The sequence below is a fragment of the Kitasatospora sp. NPDC088861 genome (assembly GCF_044750105.1).
GTDB lineage: Bacteria > Actinomycetota > Actinomycetes > Streptomycetales > Streptomycetaceae > Kitasatospora.
The window spans coordinates 21,725-39,590 of record NZ_JBIVJF010000035.1 but is presented as its reverse complement, the minus strand read 5'-3'; the positions used below and the strand labels follow the sequence as shown (position 1 = coordinate 39,590).

Below are 17,866 nucleotides of genomic sequence, written 5' to 3'. Positions count from 1 at the left end.
GCGACGGTCCGGCGGACGAGACACCCCGGACTCATAGACAGGAGTGAAGTGGCTAAGGTCCGGGTTTATGAACTCGCCAAGGAACTTGGCTTGGAGAGCAAGGCCGTCATGGCCAAGCTCACCGAGCTCGGTGAGTTCGTCCGTTCGGCGTCCTCGACGATTGAGGCGCCGGTCGTACGTAAGCTGACTGACGCGCTTGGTGTGGCCCCCACCGGTGGTGGTTCCGCTGCCAAGCCGGGCCCGCGCAAGAGCGCGGCGCCCCAGCCCGCGGGTGGCTCCGCCGCCGCGGGTGCACCCAAGCCGGGTGCTCCGACCCCGGGTCCGCGCCCCAGCGCGACCCCTGGTCCCCGTCCCACCCCGGCCGCGGCCCCTGCGGCCCAGGCCGCGCCCGCCGCCCCGGCGGCCCCCGCCGCCGCGAAGCCGGCGGGTGGCCCGACCCCGGGTCCGCGCCCGGCGGCGCGTCCCGCCGCTCCGGCGGCCCCGGCCGCGCCCGCGGCCGAGTTCTCCTCGCCGGCTCCGGCCGGTGACACCCCGCGTCAGGCTCCGCAGGCCTCGCAGGCTCCGCAGGCCCCGCAGGCCTCGCGTCCGGCCGGTCCCGCCGCCGGCGGTGCCCGTCCGGGTCCGCGTCCGGCCGGCCCGCGTCCGGGCAACAACCCGTTCACCTCGGGCAGCGCGACCGGTATGGCCCGCCCCGGCGACCGCCGTCAGGGCGCGCCGGGTGCGCGTCCGGCCGGTCAGGGCGCCCCGGGCGGCGACCGTCCGCGTCCGGGCGGCGACCGTCCGCGTCCCGCCGGTGCTCCCGGCGCTGACCGTGGCGCCCCGCGTCCCGGTGGCGACCGTCCGCGTCCCGCCGGTGCTCCCGGCGCTGACCGTGGCGCCCCGCGTCCCGGTGGCGACCGTCCGCGTCCCGCCGGTGCTCCCGGTGCCGACCGTGGCGCCCCGCGTCCCGGTGGCGACCGTCCGCGTCCCGACGGCATGCCGCGTCCGGCCGGTCCGCGCCCCGGCGCCCCGTCCCCGTCCGGCATGCCGCGCCCGAACCCGGGCATGATGCCGCAGCGTCCGGCTCCGGGCCCGCGTCCGGGCCCCGGCGGCCGTGGCCCCGGTGGCCCCGGTGGCCGTCCGGGTGGTCCGGGTGCCGGTGGCGCCCGTCCGGGCTTCCAGGGTCGTCCGGCCGGTCCGGGCTCGCGTCCGGCCGGTGGCGGCGGCTTCGGCGGTCCGCGTCCCGGTGGCGGTGCCCCCGGTGGTGGCGGCGGCTTCGGCCCGCGTCCCGGTGGTTTCGGTGGTCGTCCCGGCGGCCCGGGTGCCCGTGGTGGCACGCAGGGCGCCTTCGGTCGTGGCCCGGGCGGTCGCCCGGCGCGTGGCCGCAAGTCGAAGCGGGCGAAGCGCCAGGAGTACGAGGCCATGCAGGCCCCGTCCGTCGGCGGTGTGATGCTGCCTCGCGGCAACGGCCAGACCGTTCGCCTGTCGAGCGGCGCCTCGCTGATGGACTTCGCGGAGAAGATCAACGCCAACCCGGCCGCGCTCGTCTCCGTCATGTTCAACCTCGGTGAGATGGTCACCGCGACGCAGTCGGTCTCCGACGCGACCCTCGAGCTGCTGGCCGGCGAGATGGGCTTCATCCTGGAGATCGTCAGCCGCGACGACGAGGACCGCGAGCTGCTGGAGTCGTTCGACATCGACTTCGGTGCGAACGAGGGCGACGAGGACCAGCTGGCCCCGCGCCCGCCGGTCGTCACCGTCATGGGTCACGTCGACCACGGTAAGACCCGCCTGCTGGACGCCATCCGCAAGTCCAACGTGGTGGCCGGCGAGGCCGGTGGCATCACCCAGCACATCGGTGCCTACCAGGTCGTCACCGAGGTGAACGGCGAGCAGCGCCCGATCACCTTCCTCGACACCCCGGGTCACGAGGCGTTCTCCGCCATGCGTGCCCGTGGTGCCAAGTCCACCGACATCGCGATCCTGGTGGTCGCGGCCAACGACGGTGTCATGCCGCAGACGGTCGAGGCGTTGAACCACGCCAAGGCCGCGGGTGTGCCGATCGTGGTCGCCGTCAACAAGATCGACGTCGAGGGCGCCGACCCGACCAAGGTCCGCGGTCAGCTGACCGAGTTCGGTCTGGTGGCGGAGGAGTACGGCGGCGACACCATGTTCGTCGACATCTCCGCGCGCCAGGGCCTCAACATCGAGCAGCTGCTGGAGGCCGTGGTCCTCACCGCGGACGCCTCGCTCGACCTGCGGGCCAACCCCGAGCAGGACGCGCAGGGTATCGCCATCGAGGCCCACCTCGACAAGGGCCGCGGCGCCATGGCGACCGTGCTCGTGCAGCGCGGTACCCTCCGCGTCGGCGACTCGATCGTGGTCGGCGACGCCTACGGCCGCGTCCGCGCGATGCTGGACGAGAACGGCAACAGCCTCGCCGAGGCCGGCCCGTCCCGCCCGGTGCTGCTGCTCGGTCTGACCTCGGTGCCCCGCGCCGGCGACAGCTTCATCGTCGTCGACGAGGACCGCACCGCCCGTCAGATCGCCGAGAAGCGCTCGGCCCGCGACCGCAACGCCGCCTTCGCGCAGCGTCGGGTCCGGGTGTCCCTGGAGGACCTGGACAAGGCCATCGCCGCCGGCGAGATCGAGCAGCTCAACCTCATCATCAAGGGTGACGTCTCCGGTTCGGTCGAGGCCCTCGAGGACGCCCTCGTCAAGCTGGACGTGGGCGAGGAGGTCGAGCTCCGCATCCTGCACCGCGGTGTGGGTGCGATCACCGAGTCCGACGTCAACCTGGCGATGGGTTCGGACGCCATCATCATCGGCTTCAACGTGCGCGCCGAAGGCCGTGCGCGTACCGCGGCCGACAAGGAAGGCGTGGACGTCCGGTACTACTCGGTCATCTACCAGGCGATCGAGGAGATCGAGAACGCCCTCAAGGGCATGCTCAAGCCCGAGTACGAGGAGGTGCGCCTCGGCTCCGCGGAGATCCGCGAGGTGTTCCGCTCCTCCAAGTTCGGCAACATCGCGGGTGTCATCGTCCGCGAGGGCCTGCTGCGCCGCAACGCCAAGGCCCGCCTCATCCGCGACGGCAAGGTCGTGGCGGAGAGCCTCACCATCGAGGGTCTGCGCCGCTTCAAGGACGACGCGACCGAGGTCCGCGAGGGCTTCGAGGCCGGTGTCACCCTGGGGTCGTTCAACGACATCAAGGTCGAGGACATCATCGAGACCTACGAGATGCGCGAGAAGCCGCGTTCGTAGTCGGTGAAAGCCGGGGCCGGTCGACGGGTGGTATTTCCGTCGACCGGCCCCGGTCTCGCTGTGTAGGGTCCGGGGTAGTCGAGATGCAGCAGCGTTCAGACGTAGCACCGGCAGCCCGGTTCCGGGCTGCCCCCCCGAGGCCTTCCAGGTCGGCGAGACCTGTCATACATGTTCGTGGGAACACTCACCTTCGACCTGCTGTTGGGCGACGTCCACTCGCTCAAGGAGAAGCGTTCGATCGTGCGGCCCATCGTGGCCGAACTGCAGCGCAAGTACAGCGTGTGCGCTGCCGAGACCGGGAACCAGGATCTGCACCGCAGGGCCGAGATCGGCCTCGCGGTGGTGGCCGGCGATGCCGGGTACGTCACCGAGATCCTGGACAGCTGTGAGCGGTTGGTCGCCGGCCGCCCCGAGGTGCAGCTCCTCTCCGCGAGGAGGAGGTACCACAACGACGACGACGAATGAGAGCCGTGGAGACGATCGGCGGAAGTCGCCGTTCTCACACGGATCAGGACCCAGAGCGCCCGCAAGGCCGGGCGCGGGCCGGTACTTTGGGGCGTGGGCCCCGAAGGGTGCGTAGCTCACCCGAATGCCGGACCCACTGCACGAGGAGGCAACGTGACCGACACCGCAAGGGCGCGCAAGCTCGCCGACCGCATCCAGGTGGTCGTCGCCCAGACCCTGGAGCGGCGGATCAAGGACCCGCGACTGGGGTTCGTGACCATCACCGACACCCGGGTGACCGGGGACCTGCGCGAGGCCACCGTCTTCTACACCGTCTTCGGCGACGAGACCGAGCGCGAGGCCACGGCCGCCGCGCTGGAGAGCGCCAAGGGCGTGATCCGCTCCGAGGTCGGCAAGATCGGGGTGCGCTTCACCCCGACGCTGACCTTCGTCGCGGACGCGCTGCCGGACAACGCCCGGAACATCGACGACCTGCTCGACCGGGCCAAGGCCATCGACGCGGCGGTGCGCACCACCGCCGCGGGCGCGACCTACGCCGGCGAGGCGGACCCGTACAAGGTTCCGGCGGCCGAGCGTGACGACGAGGACGAGTAGTCATGGCGGGTGAGCCGGCGAAGGCCGCCTCGCGAGCCGGTTCGACCACGGGGGCGTCTTCCACCAGCACGGTGGAGGACGCCCTCGTGGCGCTCCCGGGGCCGCGCACCGAGGAGAGCGGTTTCGAGCTGCTCTGGCAGCAGGTGGTGGCGGAGATCGGGCGGGCCCGTTCGATCGATCTGATCTGCCACATCTGCCCGGACGGCGACGCCTTGGGCTCCTCGCTGGCGGCTGCGCTGGCGCTGCGCGGGCTCGGCAAGCGGGTGCGGGTCTCCTTCGGCGACGACCCGCAGATCGTGCCCGAGTCGTTGGCCTTCCTGCCCGGCCAGGAGCTGATCGTGCCGGCCGTCGAGGTGCCGGACGTCCCCGAGCTGGTGCTCTGCTTCGACGTGGCCGCGGAGAGCCGGCTCGGCCTGCTGCACGGCAAGGCCTTCGCCGCGCCGGTGCTGGTGGTGATCGACCACCACGCCTCCAATCCGGGCTTCGGCACCCACCAGCTGATCGACCCGACCGCGCCGGCCACCGCCGTCCTGGTCGACGAACTGCTGCGCCGGCTCGGCGTCGAACTCGACCAGGACCTGGCCACCTGCCTGTACACCGGCGTCGCCACCGACACCGGTTCGTTCAAGTACCGGGCCACCACGCCCGCCACCCACGAACTCGCCGGGCGGCTGCTGGCCACCGGCATCCGGCACGACCTGATCTCCCGGCAGCTGTGGGACACCTCCTCCTTCGGCTACCTCAAGGTGCTCGCGGGCGCGCTCGACCGGGCCGTCTACGAGCCGGACGCGGCCGGCGGGCTGGGCCTGGTGTGGACCTGGGTGCCGTACCAGGACCTGGTGCTGTTCAGCGTCACGGTCGAGGAGATCGAGGGGCTGATCGACATCCTGCGCCGCCCGGCCGAGGCCGAGGTGGCGCTGGTGCTCAAGCAGGACCCGGACGGCACGCTGCGGGGCTCCTCGCGTTCCAAGGGCGCGGTGGACGTCGCCGCCGCCTGCGCGGAGCTGGGTGGCGGCGGGCACGTCTTCGCGGCCGGGTTCAGCGCCCGGGAGGACGTGGCCGCGGTGGTCGAACGGTTCCGGAGCGCGCTGCGACCGGTACGTTGATCATCTCTTGACCGCTTTTTAGAGAAAGAACTTGATGAAGCGCAAAGGCACCGGCCCGGACGGCCTGGTGATCGTCGACAAGCCCGAGGGCATCACCTCCCACGGGGTCGTCGCCAAGCTGCGATGGCTGGCCGGGACGCGGAAGGTCGGGCACGCCGGCACGCTCGACCCGATGGCCACCGGCGTACTGGTGATCGGCGTCGAGCGGGCCACCCGGCTGCTCGGCCACCTGATGCTCACCGCCAAGACGTACGAGGCGACCGTCCGGCTCGGCCAGACCACCGTCACCGACGACCGGGAGGGCGAGGTCACCGCGTCCGCCCCGGCCGACGGGGTGACCAGGGAGGCGATCGACGCCGGGATCGCCGCGCTCACCGGCGAGATCATGCAGGTGCCCTCCAAGGTCAGCGCGATCAAGATCGACGGCAAGCGGTCGTACGCGCGGGTGCGCGAGGGCGAGGACTTCGAGCTCGCGGCCCGGCCCACCACGATCCACTCCTTCACCGTGCACGGGCAGCGCGCGGCGCTCGCCGAGGACGGCACGCCGGTGATCGACCTGGACGTGACCGTCGAGTGCTCCTCCGGCACCTACATCCGGGCGCTGGCCCGTGACCTGGGCGCCGGGCTCGGCGTCGGCGGTCACCTCACCGCGCTGCGGCGCACCAGGGTCGGGCCGTACTCGGTGGAGTCGGCGCGCACCCTGGAGCAGTTGGAGGCCGCGGTCACCGGCGAGTCCCCGACGGGGCTGCAGGTGCTGCCGATCGGGGAGGCCGCGGCCGCCGCCTTCCCACGCTGGGACCTGGACGAGTCGGCGGCGGAGAAGCTGTCGCACGGTGCCCGGCTCAAGGCGCCCGGGCTGGGCGTGGACGGGCCGATCGCGGTGTTCGGGCCGGACGGGCGCTTCCTCGCGCTGGTCGAGGAGACGGACGGGCAGGCGAAGCCGGTCGCGGTCTTCGTCGGCTGACGCCCCGCAGCGCACGCGTCACCCCCGTCGGGAGTCTTCCGGCGGGGGTTTCGCTCGTTCGGGGGGCGTCCCGGGAGGGGCTTCGCTCGTTCAGGGGGTGTTCCGGCGAGGTCCGGGGGTTCGTTCCGGCGAGGGAGGGGTCACCCGCCCGGGGGAGCGCGCGAGGTGAACGCCCGTGGTGAGCGGCGCAGGCGCGGTGGGGCCGCCTCCCGGGCGGGCAGGCTCCCCGGCGGCGAGCAGGTCGCCGTGACGAGCCCGCCCCCGGGCCGTCCGGCCTGCGGGGAGGGCAGTGCGAATGCCGGGATTCCTGGACGGCGACGGCGTGGCGGGAGATCCGGGGCGGTACCTGCTGCGGATCCGCGACCTCAACGGGCGACTGCACGGCTTAGGGTTCGTCGCCGACCCGCAGGGCACCGTCCTCACCGCCCACGAGAGCGTCACCGGCCTGGACCGGATCGTCCTGTACACCCCCGGCGGGCAGACCAGGGTGCTCGGCCCGGACGCCGTCCTGCCGCTGCCCGAGCACGGGCTCGCCCTGCTGCGCACCGACGCGGTCGGCGGGCTGCCCGTGCCGCCGCTGCCCGTCGCGGCCCTCGGGGCCGGGCGCGCGGTGCTGCTGCCCGCGCTGGCCGGCGAGGACGGGCGGGTGGTGGCGCTGCGCTGCGGTCTGCTCGGTGCCGCCGGTGCCGGGTGCGGCGGGGTCGGCGGGGTGCTGCTGCTCGACCCGCCGGTGGTCGCCGGCGTCGTGGTGCCGGCCGGTTCGCCGGTGCTGGACGCCCGCAGCGGCGCCGTGGTGGCCCTGGCCGTGCCCGCGCTGCGCGGGCCGCAGCACGGCGGCGCGCTCCCGGCGGTGCCGGCCGGCGGCGGCGCGGTCGCGGTCGTCCCGGCGCTGGCCGAACTGCTGGCGCGCAACGGCGCGGCCGTGCCCGGCTACGGGCCCGCGCTCAACCTGGCCGGCGTGCTGCGGCTGACCGCGGCCCAGCTGGCCGCCGCCGGGGCCGGCCCGGGCCGGGTGGCCGGGCTCGCCGCCGACCGGGTCGACCGGCCCGACGGACTGGCCGGGGACGAGCCGCAGGCCACCGTCACCGCCCTGGTCGGCGCCCCCGGCAGCGGGCGCTCCACCGAACTCGCCGCCCTCGCCGCCCGCCGCGCCGGCGGCGCCCGGCCTCTGCCCACCCTCTGGCTGCGCGGCGCCGACCTGCGCGCCGAGGACCGCTCGCTCGCCGCCCCGGTGGAACGGGCCCTGGCCGCCGTCGCGGCCGAGCTGGGCATCCCGGCGCCCGCGCCGGAACCGGTGGCGGCGCTGTGCGCGGCGGCCGGGCGGCCGCTGCTGGTGGTCCTGGACGGTCCCGAGGAGGCCCCGGCGCCGCTGGACCCGCGCTGGCTGCGCGGCGCGGGGGACTGGCTGACCGGCTGCGGGGCGCGGCTGCTGACCGCCTGCGGCGAGGAGGCCTGGGTGCGGCTGGCGGCCGAGAAGTGGGGCAGCGGCACCGGCCACGCCCGGTACCCGGACCCGCCGGAGCCGGGCGGCGACCTGGCCAGCGCCCCCACCGTCCGGATGGACGGCGGCGGCCCGGGCGCCCCCAGCCTCGCCGGGCACCGGCTCGGCCCGCTCCCCGCCGAGGCGGCCGAGCGGGTACGCCGCCGCTACGGGCTGCCGCCGGGCTGGCCGGCCGACGCCGACGCGCGGCACCCGCTGGCCGTCCGGCTGGCCGGCGAGCTGTGGGCGGAGGGCCTGCGCGGGGAGCCGGCCCGCCGGGGCGAACTGTTCGCCGCCTACCTGGACCTGCGTTGCCTGCGGGTGGCCGGGCGGCTGGTCGAGGACGGCCGGCAGCGCCGCCCGGGCGCCCACCGCCGGAGCTCCGCTCGCCCGGCCGGGCCCTCCCACGGGCGGGTGCGGCGGCTGGCGGCCGCGGTGGCCGGACGGGTGCACGAGGCGGCCCGGCGGATGCTCGGCGCCGGGCCGGGCGGCCTGGGCCGGGCCACCTTCGAGGAACTGTTCCCGGCGGCCGGCGGCTGGGCCACGGCCGTCCTCGCCGAGGGCCTGTTCGTCCCGGCCGGGCCCGGATTCCGGTTCGCGCACGGGGAGTTCGCGGACTGGCTGCAGGGCCTGCACCTGGACCTGGACGCCGCGCTGGGGCTGCTGCTCGGCGAGGCCGCGGACACGCCCTCCTCACCCGCGAACGGGCTGGAGGGCGCGCCAGCGGAGGGCTCCCCGCGCGGCGTCCCCCGGCACCGGATCGGCCCGGTCGCCGCCGCGCTGCGCCGACTGGCCGAGACCTGGGGCGCACCCGCCCTGGACCCCTGGCTGCACCGGCTCTGGCGCGCCCTGGACCTGCGCCCGCCCGGCAGCGAACCGGCCTGGTGGGCGGGCCGGCTGCTCACCGCCGGGCTGGCCGCCAGTCCCGATCCGGCCGAACACCGGGCGCTGCTCGACCAGTTGGCCGGTCGGATCGCCGAACGGGCGGTCGCCGAGGGCGGGTTGGACGCGCTCCCGGCGGACGGGCTCGGCTCGTTCGGCCCGGCGTTCTGGACCGGCCTCGGCCTGCCCGTCGAGACCGAACTCGCGCTGCTGCGCCGCCTGGTGGCCGCCGACGGGCCCGAGCAGCCGTTCCTCGGCGCGGTGGCCGAACGGCTGCGCGCCGACCCCGTCGCGGTGTTCCCGCTGCTCTGCGCCTGGTTCGACGATCCGCGCGGCCTGCCCGGCCGCCCCGGACACACCGTCGCCGACCTCGCCCACGACCTGCTGCACGCCCACCGCCGGCTCGCCCTGGACGAGTTGGCCGACGCCCTGGCCGACGCCGCGCACCCGAGGGCGGACGCACTGCTCACCGTGCTCGCCACCGAGGAGCCTTCCGCGCTCTGCCGGGCGGTGGACCGCTGGAGCCACGACGGGCGGCCCGAGCGGCACGTCGCCGCCGCCGTGCACGCCCTGCACGCCGCCCCGCACGCCGTCGGCGCCGCCGCCGGACTGCTGCGTTTCACCGCGCTGACCCTGCTCGCCCGCGAGGACGAACCGGGCCTGCACGGCGCCGCCCTCGCCCTGCTGGTCGGCGACCCGGCGACCAGGGCCGAGCACCTCCCCGCCGCGCTGTCCCTGCACCGGGCGGGCGGCGACGCCTTCCTCACCCCCAGGGCGCTGGCCCCCGCCCTGGAGAGCGACCCGGAACCCGTCCTGGCCGCGCTCGCCGACCGGCTGGCGGCCCCCGGCGCAGCCGCCGCCGAGACCCTGCGGGTGCTCGCCGACGCCCGCACCCCGGTGGCCACCCGGCGGGGCGCCGAACTGGCCGCCCGGCTGCTGCGCGAGCACCCGGCCCTGGCCGGCCCGGTCGCCGTCGACTACCTGGGCCGCCGCCTGGAGCGCGCCGCGACCGGCGGCCCGGCCGCCCGGCTGGAGCTGCGGGTGCTGCTCGGCGGCGCGCTGGCCGCCCGGACGGCGGGCGTGCGGAGGCCGTTCGCCCAGGTGCTGTCCGTCCCGGTGGCCGACCCGGCGGCGGACGCGCTGCGCTGCGAACTGCTGGACACCCTGCTCGCCATCGAGACCGACCCGGCGGTGCTGACCGCGGCCGTGGAGCGGCTGGCCGAGCACTGCGCGGCCGAGAACCCGGCCCGGGCCCGCGCGGTGCTGGCCCGGGCGACCCCCGGCCTGCCGGGCGCGGACGAACTGCTGGTGCGCTGGGCCGGCCGCTCGGCGGCGTTCGCGCAGCTGCTCGCCCAGTGGCCGCGGGACGCCGCCCCGACCGCGCCGGACGGTCCCCGGCTGGCCCGGATGCGGGCCCTGGCGGCGGCCGGCCGCGACCCGCAGTACGCGGCCGCCGAGGCGGAGCGGACCGTGCCCGGGCGCGCCGCGCACCCGCCGGTGCGCCCAACCCGTATTCCGGTGCCGGAGCAGGAGCAGGCGCATGGCACGCTATAGGGGTTCGGGTTTGAGCGTTTGAGCGTACAGAGGGTACGCGCCGTACGGAACAAGGAGCGGTCAGGGTGCAGCGCTGGCGTGGCCTGGAGGAGATCCCCGCTGACTGGGGACGCAGCGTCGTCACCATCGGCTCGTTCGACGGGGTGCACCGCGGGCATCAGCTGATCATCGGTCGGGCGGTCGAGCGGGCCCGCGAACTCGGCCTCCCCGCAGTGGTGGTGACCTTCGACCCGCACCCGCGCGAGGTCATCCGCCCGGGCAGCCACCCGCCGCTGCTCGCCCCGCAGGCGCGCCGCGCCGAGCTGATCGCGGGCCTCGGCGTGGACGCGGTGCTGGTGCTGCCGTTCACCCCGGAGCTGTCCCAGGAGTCGCCGGAGACCTTCGTCCAGCAGGTCCTGGTCGACGCCCTGCACGCCCGGGCCGTCATCGAGGGCCCCAACTTCCGCTTCGGGCACCGGGCCGCTGGGGACGTCGCGCTGCTCACCGAGCTGGGCCGCTCGGCCGGCTTCGACGTCGAGGTGGTCGACCTCCAGGTGAGCGGCGCCGCCGGGGCCGGCGAGCCGTTCTCCTCCACCCTGACCCGGCGGCTGGTCGAGACCGGCGACATGGCCGGCGCCGGCGAGGTGCTGGGCCGCCCGCACCGGGTCGAGGGCGTGGTGGTGCGCGGCGCGCAGCGCGGCCGCGAGCTCGGCTACCCCACCGCCAACGTCGAGACCGTGCCGCACAGCGCGATCCCGGCCGACGGCGTGTACGCGGGCTGGCTGACCGCCGACGGCGAGCGCATGCCCGCCGCCATCTCGGTCGGCACCAACCCGACCTTCGACGGCACCGCCCGCACCGTCGAGGCGTACGCCATCGACCGGGTCGGCCTGGACCTGTACGGGCTGCACGTGGCCGTGGACTTCCTGGCCTACCTGCGCGGGATGGAGAAGTTCGACTCCATCGACGCGCTGCTCGACCGGATGGCCGACGACGTCAAGCAGGCCCGCGAGCTGACCGACGGCGTCTGAGCACTGCCGCAGCACGGGGAAGGGCCCGCCGACCTGGTCGGCGGGCCCTTCGGCGTCACTGCGGGGGCTGCGGCGGGTGGCCGTAGCCGGGCGGCGGCTGGTAGCCGTCCGGCGGGGACGGCGAGGTGGGCTGGGACGGCGGGGCGGGCTGCGGCGGCTGGCCCTGGGCGGGCGGGTAGCCGTAGCCCGGGCCCGGCTGCGGGGCCGGCTGCTGCTGGGCGCCCGGCTGCGGCCAGGCCGTGGGGGCGGGCTGCTGCTGCGGGTAGCCGTAGCCGGGGGGCGGCGGCGGGGCCTGGCCGGGCTGCGGCGCCCACGGCGCCCCGGGGGCGGGCTGAGCGGCCTGACCGGCCTGACCCGGATACGGCTGTGGCTGCGGTTGTGGCTGCGGCGGGTACGGCGTGGCCTGCGCCTGCTGCTGCCACCCGGACTGCTGGGCGGCGGCCTGCTGGGCCCGGACGATGTCCTCGCCGACCAGGGTGGCCAGCTCGAAGTAGGCCTCGCGGACCTTGGGCCGCATCATGTCGAGGTTGACCTCGGCGCCGGCCGCCAGGCTCTCGTCGAACGGCACCACGATCACCCCGCGGCAGCGGGTCTGGAAGTGCGCGACGATGTCCTCGACCTTGATCAGCTTGCTGGTCTCGCGCACCCCGGAGACCACCGTGATGCTGCGTTGCACCAGGTCCGCGTAGCCGTGCGCGGAGAGCCAGTCCAGGGTGGTCGAGGCACTGGAGGCGCCGTCCACGCTGGGGGTGGAGACGATGATCAGCTGGTCGGCGAGGTCCAGCACCCCGCGCATCGCGCTGTACAGCAGGCCGGTGCCGGAGTCGGTCAGGACGATCGGGTACTGGCGGCCCAGCACGTCGATGACCTGGCGGTAGTCCGAGTCGTTGAACGTGGTCGAGACCGCCGGGTCGACGTCGTTCGCCAGGATCTCCAGGCCCGAGTTGAGGTCCTGCGAGGTGAACTGACGGATGTCCATGTAGCTGCGCAGGTGCGGGATGGCCGTCACCAGGTCGCGGATGGTCGCGCCGGTCTGGCGCTTGACCCGGCGGCCCAGGGTGCCGGCGTCCGGGTTGGCGTCGATCGCGATCACCTTGTCCTGGCGCTCGCTGGCCAGGGTCGCGCCGAGCGCGGTGGTGGTCGTGGTCTTGCCGACCCCGCCCTTGAGGCTGATCACGGCGATCCGGTAGCAGCTCAGCACCGGGGTGCGGATGATCTCCAGCTTGCGCGACTTCTCGGCGGCCGCCGCCTTGCCGCCGAACTGGAACCGCGGCTGCTGGCGCTGCTGCTTGGGCTGGCTGCGCAGCAGCCGGTCCGAGGACAGCTCGACCGCGGCGGTGTAGCCGAGTGGCGCACCGTGCGCCACGGGCGGCTGCGGGGCGGCGGAATGCGGGAACGCGACCGGCGGCGGTGCGACGGCGCTCTGCGGCGGCCACGGCTGCACCCCGCCGGACTGCTCGTGCGGCGAGCCCGGCAGCAACGGCTGGTACTCGTGCGGCTGGGGCTGGGCCGACTGCGGGTAGGCGGGGGGCTGCGGCCAGCCGCCCTGGCGCGGATCCACCGGCGCGGACAGCGGGGCCGGCTGCTGCGGCTGTGCGGGCTGCGGCTGGGCGGCGGCCTGCTGGGCGGCCCACGCGGCGGCGGACTGCGCGTCCTGCGGCGGCAGCGGCTGCTGCGGGGGCAGGTGCTGCGCGGGCGGCTGCGGGTACGTCTGCGGCGGGACCGGCTGGGCGGGCTGCGCCGGCGGCGCGGCCGAGACCGGGGCCGGGTGCGGCGGCTGCGGGGCCGGGGCGGGCTGCGGCTGCGCCGGGACCTCCGCCGGCCAGCCCGGGGCGACGGCCGGTGGCTGTTCGAACGCGGGGGCGGGGGCCTGGGCAGGGGCGGACGCCGGGAACGGGACGTGCTGCGCCTCGGCCTGGACGGGCTGTGCGGGCGGCACGGGCGGCACGGGTACGGGCTGCGCGGGCACGGGCGCCTGAGCCGGCGTCGGGGCCTGGGCGGGCACCGGCGCCGGAGCGGCGGCCTGCGGAGCCTGCGCCGCCGTCGGAGCCTGCAGGACCGGGGCCGGGGCCGTCGGAGCCTGCACCGCCGGGGCCGCCGAGGCGTCCGTCTGCACGTACCAGGACGGGGGAGTGTAGTCGGGCGCGTCGGACCAGTCGTCGTCGTCCTCTGCCGCGTTGTCGCCGACGTAGACGCCGTCCCGATCGCTGCTCACTAGGGCTCCCTCGTGTTCGCCGCCGCTTGTTCAGCGGTGCCGTTGCCGCATCAAAGACTAGGCCGTGCGGCAACCCCCGTTGAAGGCGGCGTCGGATCCGGAGCGGCCCCCCGGGCCCGGCGCCGCCGCTCAGTCCATCCGGCGCGGACCGCCGAGAACCTGCTGCTCGGCCTGCCCGGCCACGGCCCGCACGTACTGGCGCCGCATCCGGGTGGCCCACAGCGTGAGGTCGTCGCCGAGGGTGGGCAGCGCGGCGACGTCCTCCGGCGGGAGCGACAGCACCCGGCCGGTCAGCTCCGCCTCCTGTGGGGAGACCCGCTGCACGCCCACCAGGTCGGCCGCGTTGAGCACCCGGGCCGCGTTCGGGCCCAGGTACGGCAGCAGGGTCAGGGTGGTCTGCCAGGGCGCGGCGGAGAGCCGGCTGCGCGGCGGGCGGGCGCCGAGGTCGCGCACGACCAGGACCGGTGAGGCCACCGAGGCGCCCTGCGGGCCGAGTCGGCCGACCTGGTGGACCGTCACGCACGGCTGCCCGCCGCCCGCGGCCTGCGCCAGCGGGCCCCACAGCTGCCCGCGCGCGGTCTCCACCGCGACCCGGGCGCCGATCGCGGCCGCCCGCAGCGCGATGACCTGCGCCGTCCACACGCCGCCGACCAGCACCAGGTCGTACGCGCTGGGCCGGAACAGGCCGAGCACTGCGGGCAGCCCCTGCGGGTCGACGCCGATCACCACGCCGTCGTCGCCGACCGGGAAGGCCAGCGCCCCGAGGTCCGCGGCGTCGAGCACGTGCTTCTCCCGGCGCGGGCCGCGCAGCCCGAAGCCGGGCAGGATCCGGGACCGCGCCCGGGGCCGTTCGGCGCCGTGCTGCGGGCCGGGGGCCGGATAGGTCTGGTACGCCATCAGGACGCTCCTCCCAGCGGCAGGGTGGCGAGCACCCCGGGGGCCTGCTCCAGGTCGAGCCGGACCAGGCCGAGTCCGGCGCCCTGCGCCCGCGCCTCCACCTGGCGGCCGACCTGCGTCACCTCGCTCTCGCTGCGCCCGGTCACCCGCAGGTGCCCGCTGACGGTCACCGAGCCGCCGGTGCCGCGCCCGGCGGTCAGGCTGAAGGTGCTGGCCAGCGCGGGGGAGCCGGTGACCAGGTTGACCAGGTCGGGTGCGGCGATCCGGCCGGGCGAGCCGCCGGGGCGGCTGAGCTGCGGCCAGCGGGAGATCCAGTAGGTGCTGTGCCAGCGGTCGTCGATCCGCCAGAACCGGCTGCCCTCCTGGGTGCGGCGGGTGGTGCCGCCGCCGCTGCCGGTGCCCTGGCGCCCGGCCACCGCGAGCGGGTTGGCGCAGGTGGAGATGGCCAGCGCGGCGATCAGCTCGCGCTCGTCCAGCACGGTCGCGTTGAACCCGGCGCTGTTGAGCCGCCCGGCCAGCTGGTCGGTCACCCGTTGCAGCGCCTTGCGGGCGCCCTCCTCGCCGCCGCCGCGGGCCCGGACGGCGGCCGCGGCGCGCTCCGGGTCGAGCTTGAGCGCCACCCAGGTCAGCCGCAGCCCGGGGGTGGCGGTGCCGTCCGGCAGCTCGCGGTAGGCGCGGGCGGCCAGCGACTGCTCGGGCAGGTGCGGGGCCGGGGCCGGCTGGGTGTGCTGGACGAGCTGCACCGACTCCAGGGTGATGTCGTCGACCTGGAGCGCCGAGCAGATCACGTCCAGGGGCAGCGGCAGCGCGGTGCGCACCGGGCGCAGCGGCTGGTCCTTGGCCTGGACGAGCAGCACCGAGCTGAGGAAGGTGCCGTCGCCGACCATGCCGGTCTCCCGGCGGACCGGGCGGCCGCCCAGGTCGGCCTCGGTGGCGTGGGTGCAGGTGCGCAGCGCCGGTTCGAGTTCCAGGGCGGGGGCCAGTGCCGGGTCGGTGCCGGCCGGCGGCAGCGTGCCGCGGGCCTGCCGGCGGCGGGACTTGAGGGCGGCGCGCACTCGTAGCACTTCGGGGATGGTCCGGCCGCGCAGCGGGATCACGGCGAGCACCACCAGGACCAGCGCGACCGCGCCGAAGCCGGCGGCGACCGGCCGGCTGATCGTCCAGCCCACCGCGACCAGCGCGGCCGCGACCTCGACCAGGACGAGCTGTTGGAGTCTCAGCCGCCCGCCGAGCAGCCCGGGCCGGGGGTTGATCCGGAGCAGGACGGGCCCGCGACCGCCTTCGTCACCGCGGCTGCTGCTCTCGCCGACGGGCGGCAGTGGCTGCCCGGGCGCGGTCCCGGGCGCGGGGCCGCCGCGCTGCGCCCGGCCGGAGCGGCGCGACCTCCCGCCCGTTGCCGGTCCGCGGCGTCCTGGAGCGGTCTGGCTTGGCATCCCCCGGGTGACCCTCTCTGATCAGTTGCCGCGGCCCGGCTGGCCGGTGCGCGGACCGTACCCGTACCGTACTCACCGTCTGCTGCCGCATCGTAGAGGGTTCGTACGGGTTCCCGCCCGGCGGGTGCGGGGGGCGGTGCAGGCCGGTCCGACAGTGTCTGACGAGGGGGACGACGAGGATGGCATCGCGCCGGGACGAGCTGAACGCGTACACCTTCGCCCGCAAGCGCACGGTGGGGGCGTTCCTGCTGCCCGGTGGCGGCGGCAGCGACGAGGACGCGCCGCGCCCGGTGAAGGCGGTGCTGCCGAGCGTGCTGGCGGGGGCGGTGATCGTCGCCGGGTTCGGGCTGTGGGGGGTGTTCAAGCCGAGCGCGCCGCTGCACTGGGACGACGGCAAGAACGTCGTCCAGGGCAAGAAGTCGACCACCCGGTACGTGGTGCTGACCGACCCGGACGGCCGGACCAGGCGGCTGCACCAGGTGCTCAACATGTCCTCGGCGCGGCTGGTGCTGCCGGCCGACGCCAAGGTGGTGGTGGTCGACGACGGGGTGCTCGACAGCTACCCCAACCACGGCCCGACGATCGGCATCCCGTACGCGCCGGACAAGCTGCCGACGAGGGACAACGCGGACAAGCCGATGAAGTGGTCGGTCTGCGACCGCCCGGGCTCGGACGACAAGCAGGAGACCGTCAACCAGGCGGTGTTCGTGGCGGCCGGCCCGGACGCGGCGGCGCTGGCGGGCAAGGACCGGATGCTCGGCCAGGACCAGCTGCTGCTGGTGCAGCAGGCGGACGAGCAGCAGGTATCCGCGCAGCCGGCGCCGGGCCAGCCCGCGGCCAGGCCGGGTGACGCGAAGGTGTTCCTGGTCGACGCGCAGGGCCGCAAGCACGGCATCGGCTCGCCGCAGGCGGACGACAAGGAGCGCAAGTCGCTGATCACCGCGGTCTTCGGGCCCAACGCGGTGCCGCAGCGCGTCAAGCGCGAGTGGCTGGACACCCTGGTGACCGGCAGCCCGATCACCTTCCCGAAGGTCGACGGGGTGGCGGACAGCCCGAACCCCAACTCCTCGGTGGAGCTGGGCAACCAGGCCGACCGCCGGATCGGCCGGCTGGTGCACTACCAGGACCGGCACTACGTGGTCGGCAAGGACCGGCTCTACCTGGTGACGCCGTTCCAGGCGGAGCTGATCCGGCAGAACCCGGACTACCAGGACCTCTACAAGTACGACGGCGACAAGCGGCCGCGCAGCGACGAGATGACCCCGGCCGACCACGCCAAGCTCGGCAACGACGTCCGGCTGCCGAGCACCGGGGACGACTGGCCGCTGAAGTCCGGTGCGCCGGCCAACAACTGGCAGGACCGGCAGGACGCGCGCCTGGTCGTGTGCAGCACCTTCGACGGCGTCGCCGAGGACGGCCGCACGCCCCGGCGCAGCGTCTGGGCCGGGACGTCCTACCCGGCGCCGTACAACAACGGCGCGGGCGCCGCGTACGTGACGCCCGGGCACGGCCTCTTCTACCGCGCGCTGGACAACGCGGCGGGCGGTTCCGGCACCGACTTCCTGATCACCGAGACCGGTCTGCGCTACTCGGTGCCGGCCAACGGCGACGGTGGTCGCGGCGCCACCACCCCGCCCGGCGCGCAGCCGGGCCAGAGTGCGCAGCCGGGTGCGGGCGGACAGCCGGGCCAGGGCGCGCAGCCGGGCCAGGGCGGCGCCCCGAAGACGCCCACCCCGCAGCCGGGCGCCACCACGCCGGACCAGCAGCCGCCGCAGGACGAATCGGGCGCCAACCAGGCCCGGTTGGGCTACAAGGAGCTCCAGCCGCTCCCGGTGCCGCACGAGTGGTCGGACCTCGTTCCGGCCGGCCCGCCGCTGACGGCGAAGAGCGCCGCCCAGCCGCAGAACGCCTGATCGACCAAGCCCGGCAACGGAATTGGCCTCAGTGTCATGGTCTGGTAACTGCGCCGAGTTCGGTGTTGGGTGAGCTGCGTGTGCCGACTACAGTGCTCCTGGACATCACT

Annotated in this window: 11 protein-coding genes; 8 read left to right on the top strand and 3 right to left on the bottom strand. The window is 75.7% G+C overall.

Annotated features, from left to right (window positions below; all coding sequences use genetic code 11):
- The first annotated feature begins 48 nt into the window (after nt 1-48).
- The 7 genes from infB (at nt 49) to ACIP37_RS33885 (ending at nt 11,298) form a co-directional block, all read left to right on the top strand.
- The gene (gene infB, locus ACIP37_RS33915) at nt 49-3,243 is read left to right on the top strand and encodes a translation initiation factor IF-2 (protein ID WP_400812035.1); all 3,195 of its coding nucleotides are present in this window, start codon (nt 49-51) and stop codon (nt 3,241-3,243) included.
- 168 nt (nt 3,244-3,411) lie between these two features.
- Nucleotides 3,412-3,708 (top strand): DUF503 domain-containing protein, encoded by a 297-nt coding sequence (locus ACIP37_RS33910; protein WP_063347622.1) that lies wholly within the window; start codon nt 3,412-3,414, stop codon nt 3,706-3,708.
- Nucleotides 3,709-3,861: 153 nt separating this feature from the next.
- Entirely contained in the window at nt 3,862-4,302 is a 441-nt protein-coding gene (gene rbfA / locus ACIP37_RS33905) for a 30S ribosome-binding factor RbfA (protein ID WP_350885658.1), read from the top strand.
- Nucleotides 4,303-4,304: 2 nt separating this feature from the next.
- Nucleotides 4,305-5,408 carry a bifunctional oligoribonuclease/PAP phosphatase NrnA gene (locus ACIP37_RS33900; protein WP_363586518.1) on the top strand — a complete coding sequence of 368 codons (1,104 nt, stop codon included), beginning with the start codon at nt 4,305-4,307 and terminating at the stop codon, nt 5,406-5,408.
- A gap of 34 nt (nt 5,409-5,442) precedes the next feature.
- Nucleotides 5,443-6,372 carry a tRNA pseudouridine(55) synthase TruB gene (gene truB / locus ACIP37_RS33895; RefSeq protein ID WP_363586519.1) on the top strand — a complete coding sequence of 310 codons (930 nt, stop codon included), beginning with the start codon at nt 5,443-5,445 and terminating at the stop codon, nt 6,370-6,372.
- A 295-nt stretch (nt 6,373-6,667) separates the two neighbouring features.
- The gene (locus ACIP37_RS33890) at nt 6,668-10,288 is read left to right on the top strand and encodes a serine protease (RefSeq protein ID WP_400845111.1); all 3,621 of its coding nucleotides are present in this window, start codon (nt 6,668-6,670) and stop codon (nt 10,286-10,288) included.
- 65 nt (nt 10,289-10,353) lie between these two features.
- Nucleotides 10,354-11,298, top strand: a complete 945-nt coding sequence (locus ACIP37_RS33885; protein WP_363586521.1) for a bifunctional riboflavin kinase/FAD synthetase — start codon at nt 10,354-10,356, stop codon at nt 11,296-11,298.
- A 55-nt stretch (nt 11,299-11,353) separates the two neighbouring features.
- Here ACIP37_RS33885 and ACIP37_RS33880 read toward each other — a convergent pair whose 3' ends face one another.
- The 3 genes from ACIP37_RS33880 to eccE all read right to left on the bottom strand — a co-directional run bounded on the left by ACIP37_RS33880 (nt 11,354) and on the right by eccE (nt 15,843).
- Nucleotides 11,354-13,513 carry a MinD/ParA family protein gene (locus ACIP37_RS33880; protein ID WP_400812030.1) on the bottom strand — a complete coding sequence of 720 codons (2,160 nt, stop codon included), beginning with the start codon at nt 13,511-13,513 and terminating at the stop codon, nt 11,354-11,356.
- 129 nt (nt 13,514-13,642) lie between these two features.
- Nucleotides 13,643-14,410, bottom strand: coding sequence for a hypothetical protein (locus ACIP37_RS33875; protein WP_363586523.1), 768 nt, complete (start codon nt 14,408-14,410; stop codon nt 13,643-13,645).
- Nucleotides 14,410-15,843 carry a type VII secretion protein EccE gene (eccE, locus tag ACIP37_RS33870; protein WP_400812028.1) on the bottom strand — a complete coding sequence of 478 codons (1,434 nt, stop codon included), beginning with the start codon at nt 15,841-15,843 and terminating at the stop codon, nt 14,410-14,412. The genes ACIP37_RS33875 and eccE overlap by 1 nt, the downstream gene beginning before the upstream one ends.
- Nucleotides 15,844-16,022: 179 nt before the next feature.
- On the opposite strand from eccE, the gene ACIP37_RS33865 reads away from it, so the two are divergent.
- Complete coding sequence (locus ACIP37_RS33865; protein WP_363632063.1) at nt 16,023-17,756, top strand: type VII secretion protein EccB; 1,734 nt, start codon at nt 16,023-16,025, stop codon at nt 17,754-17,756.
- Nucleotides 17,757-17,866: the final 110 nt, after the last annotated feature.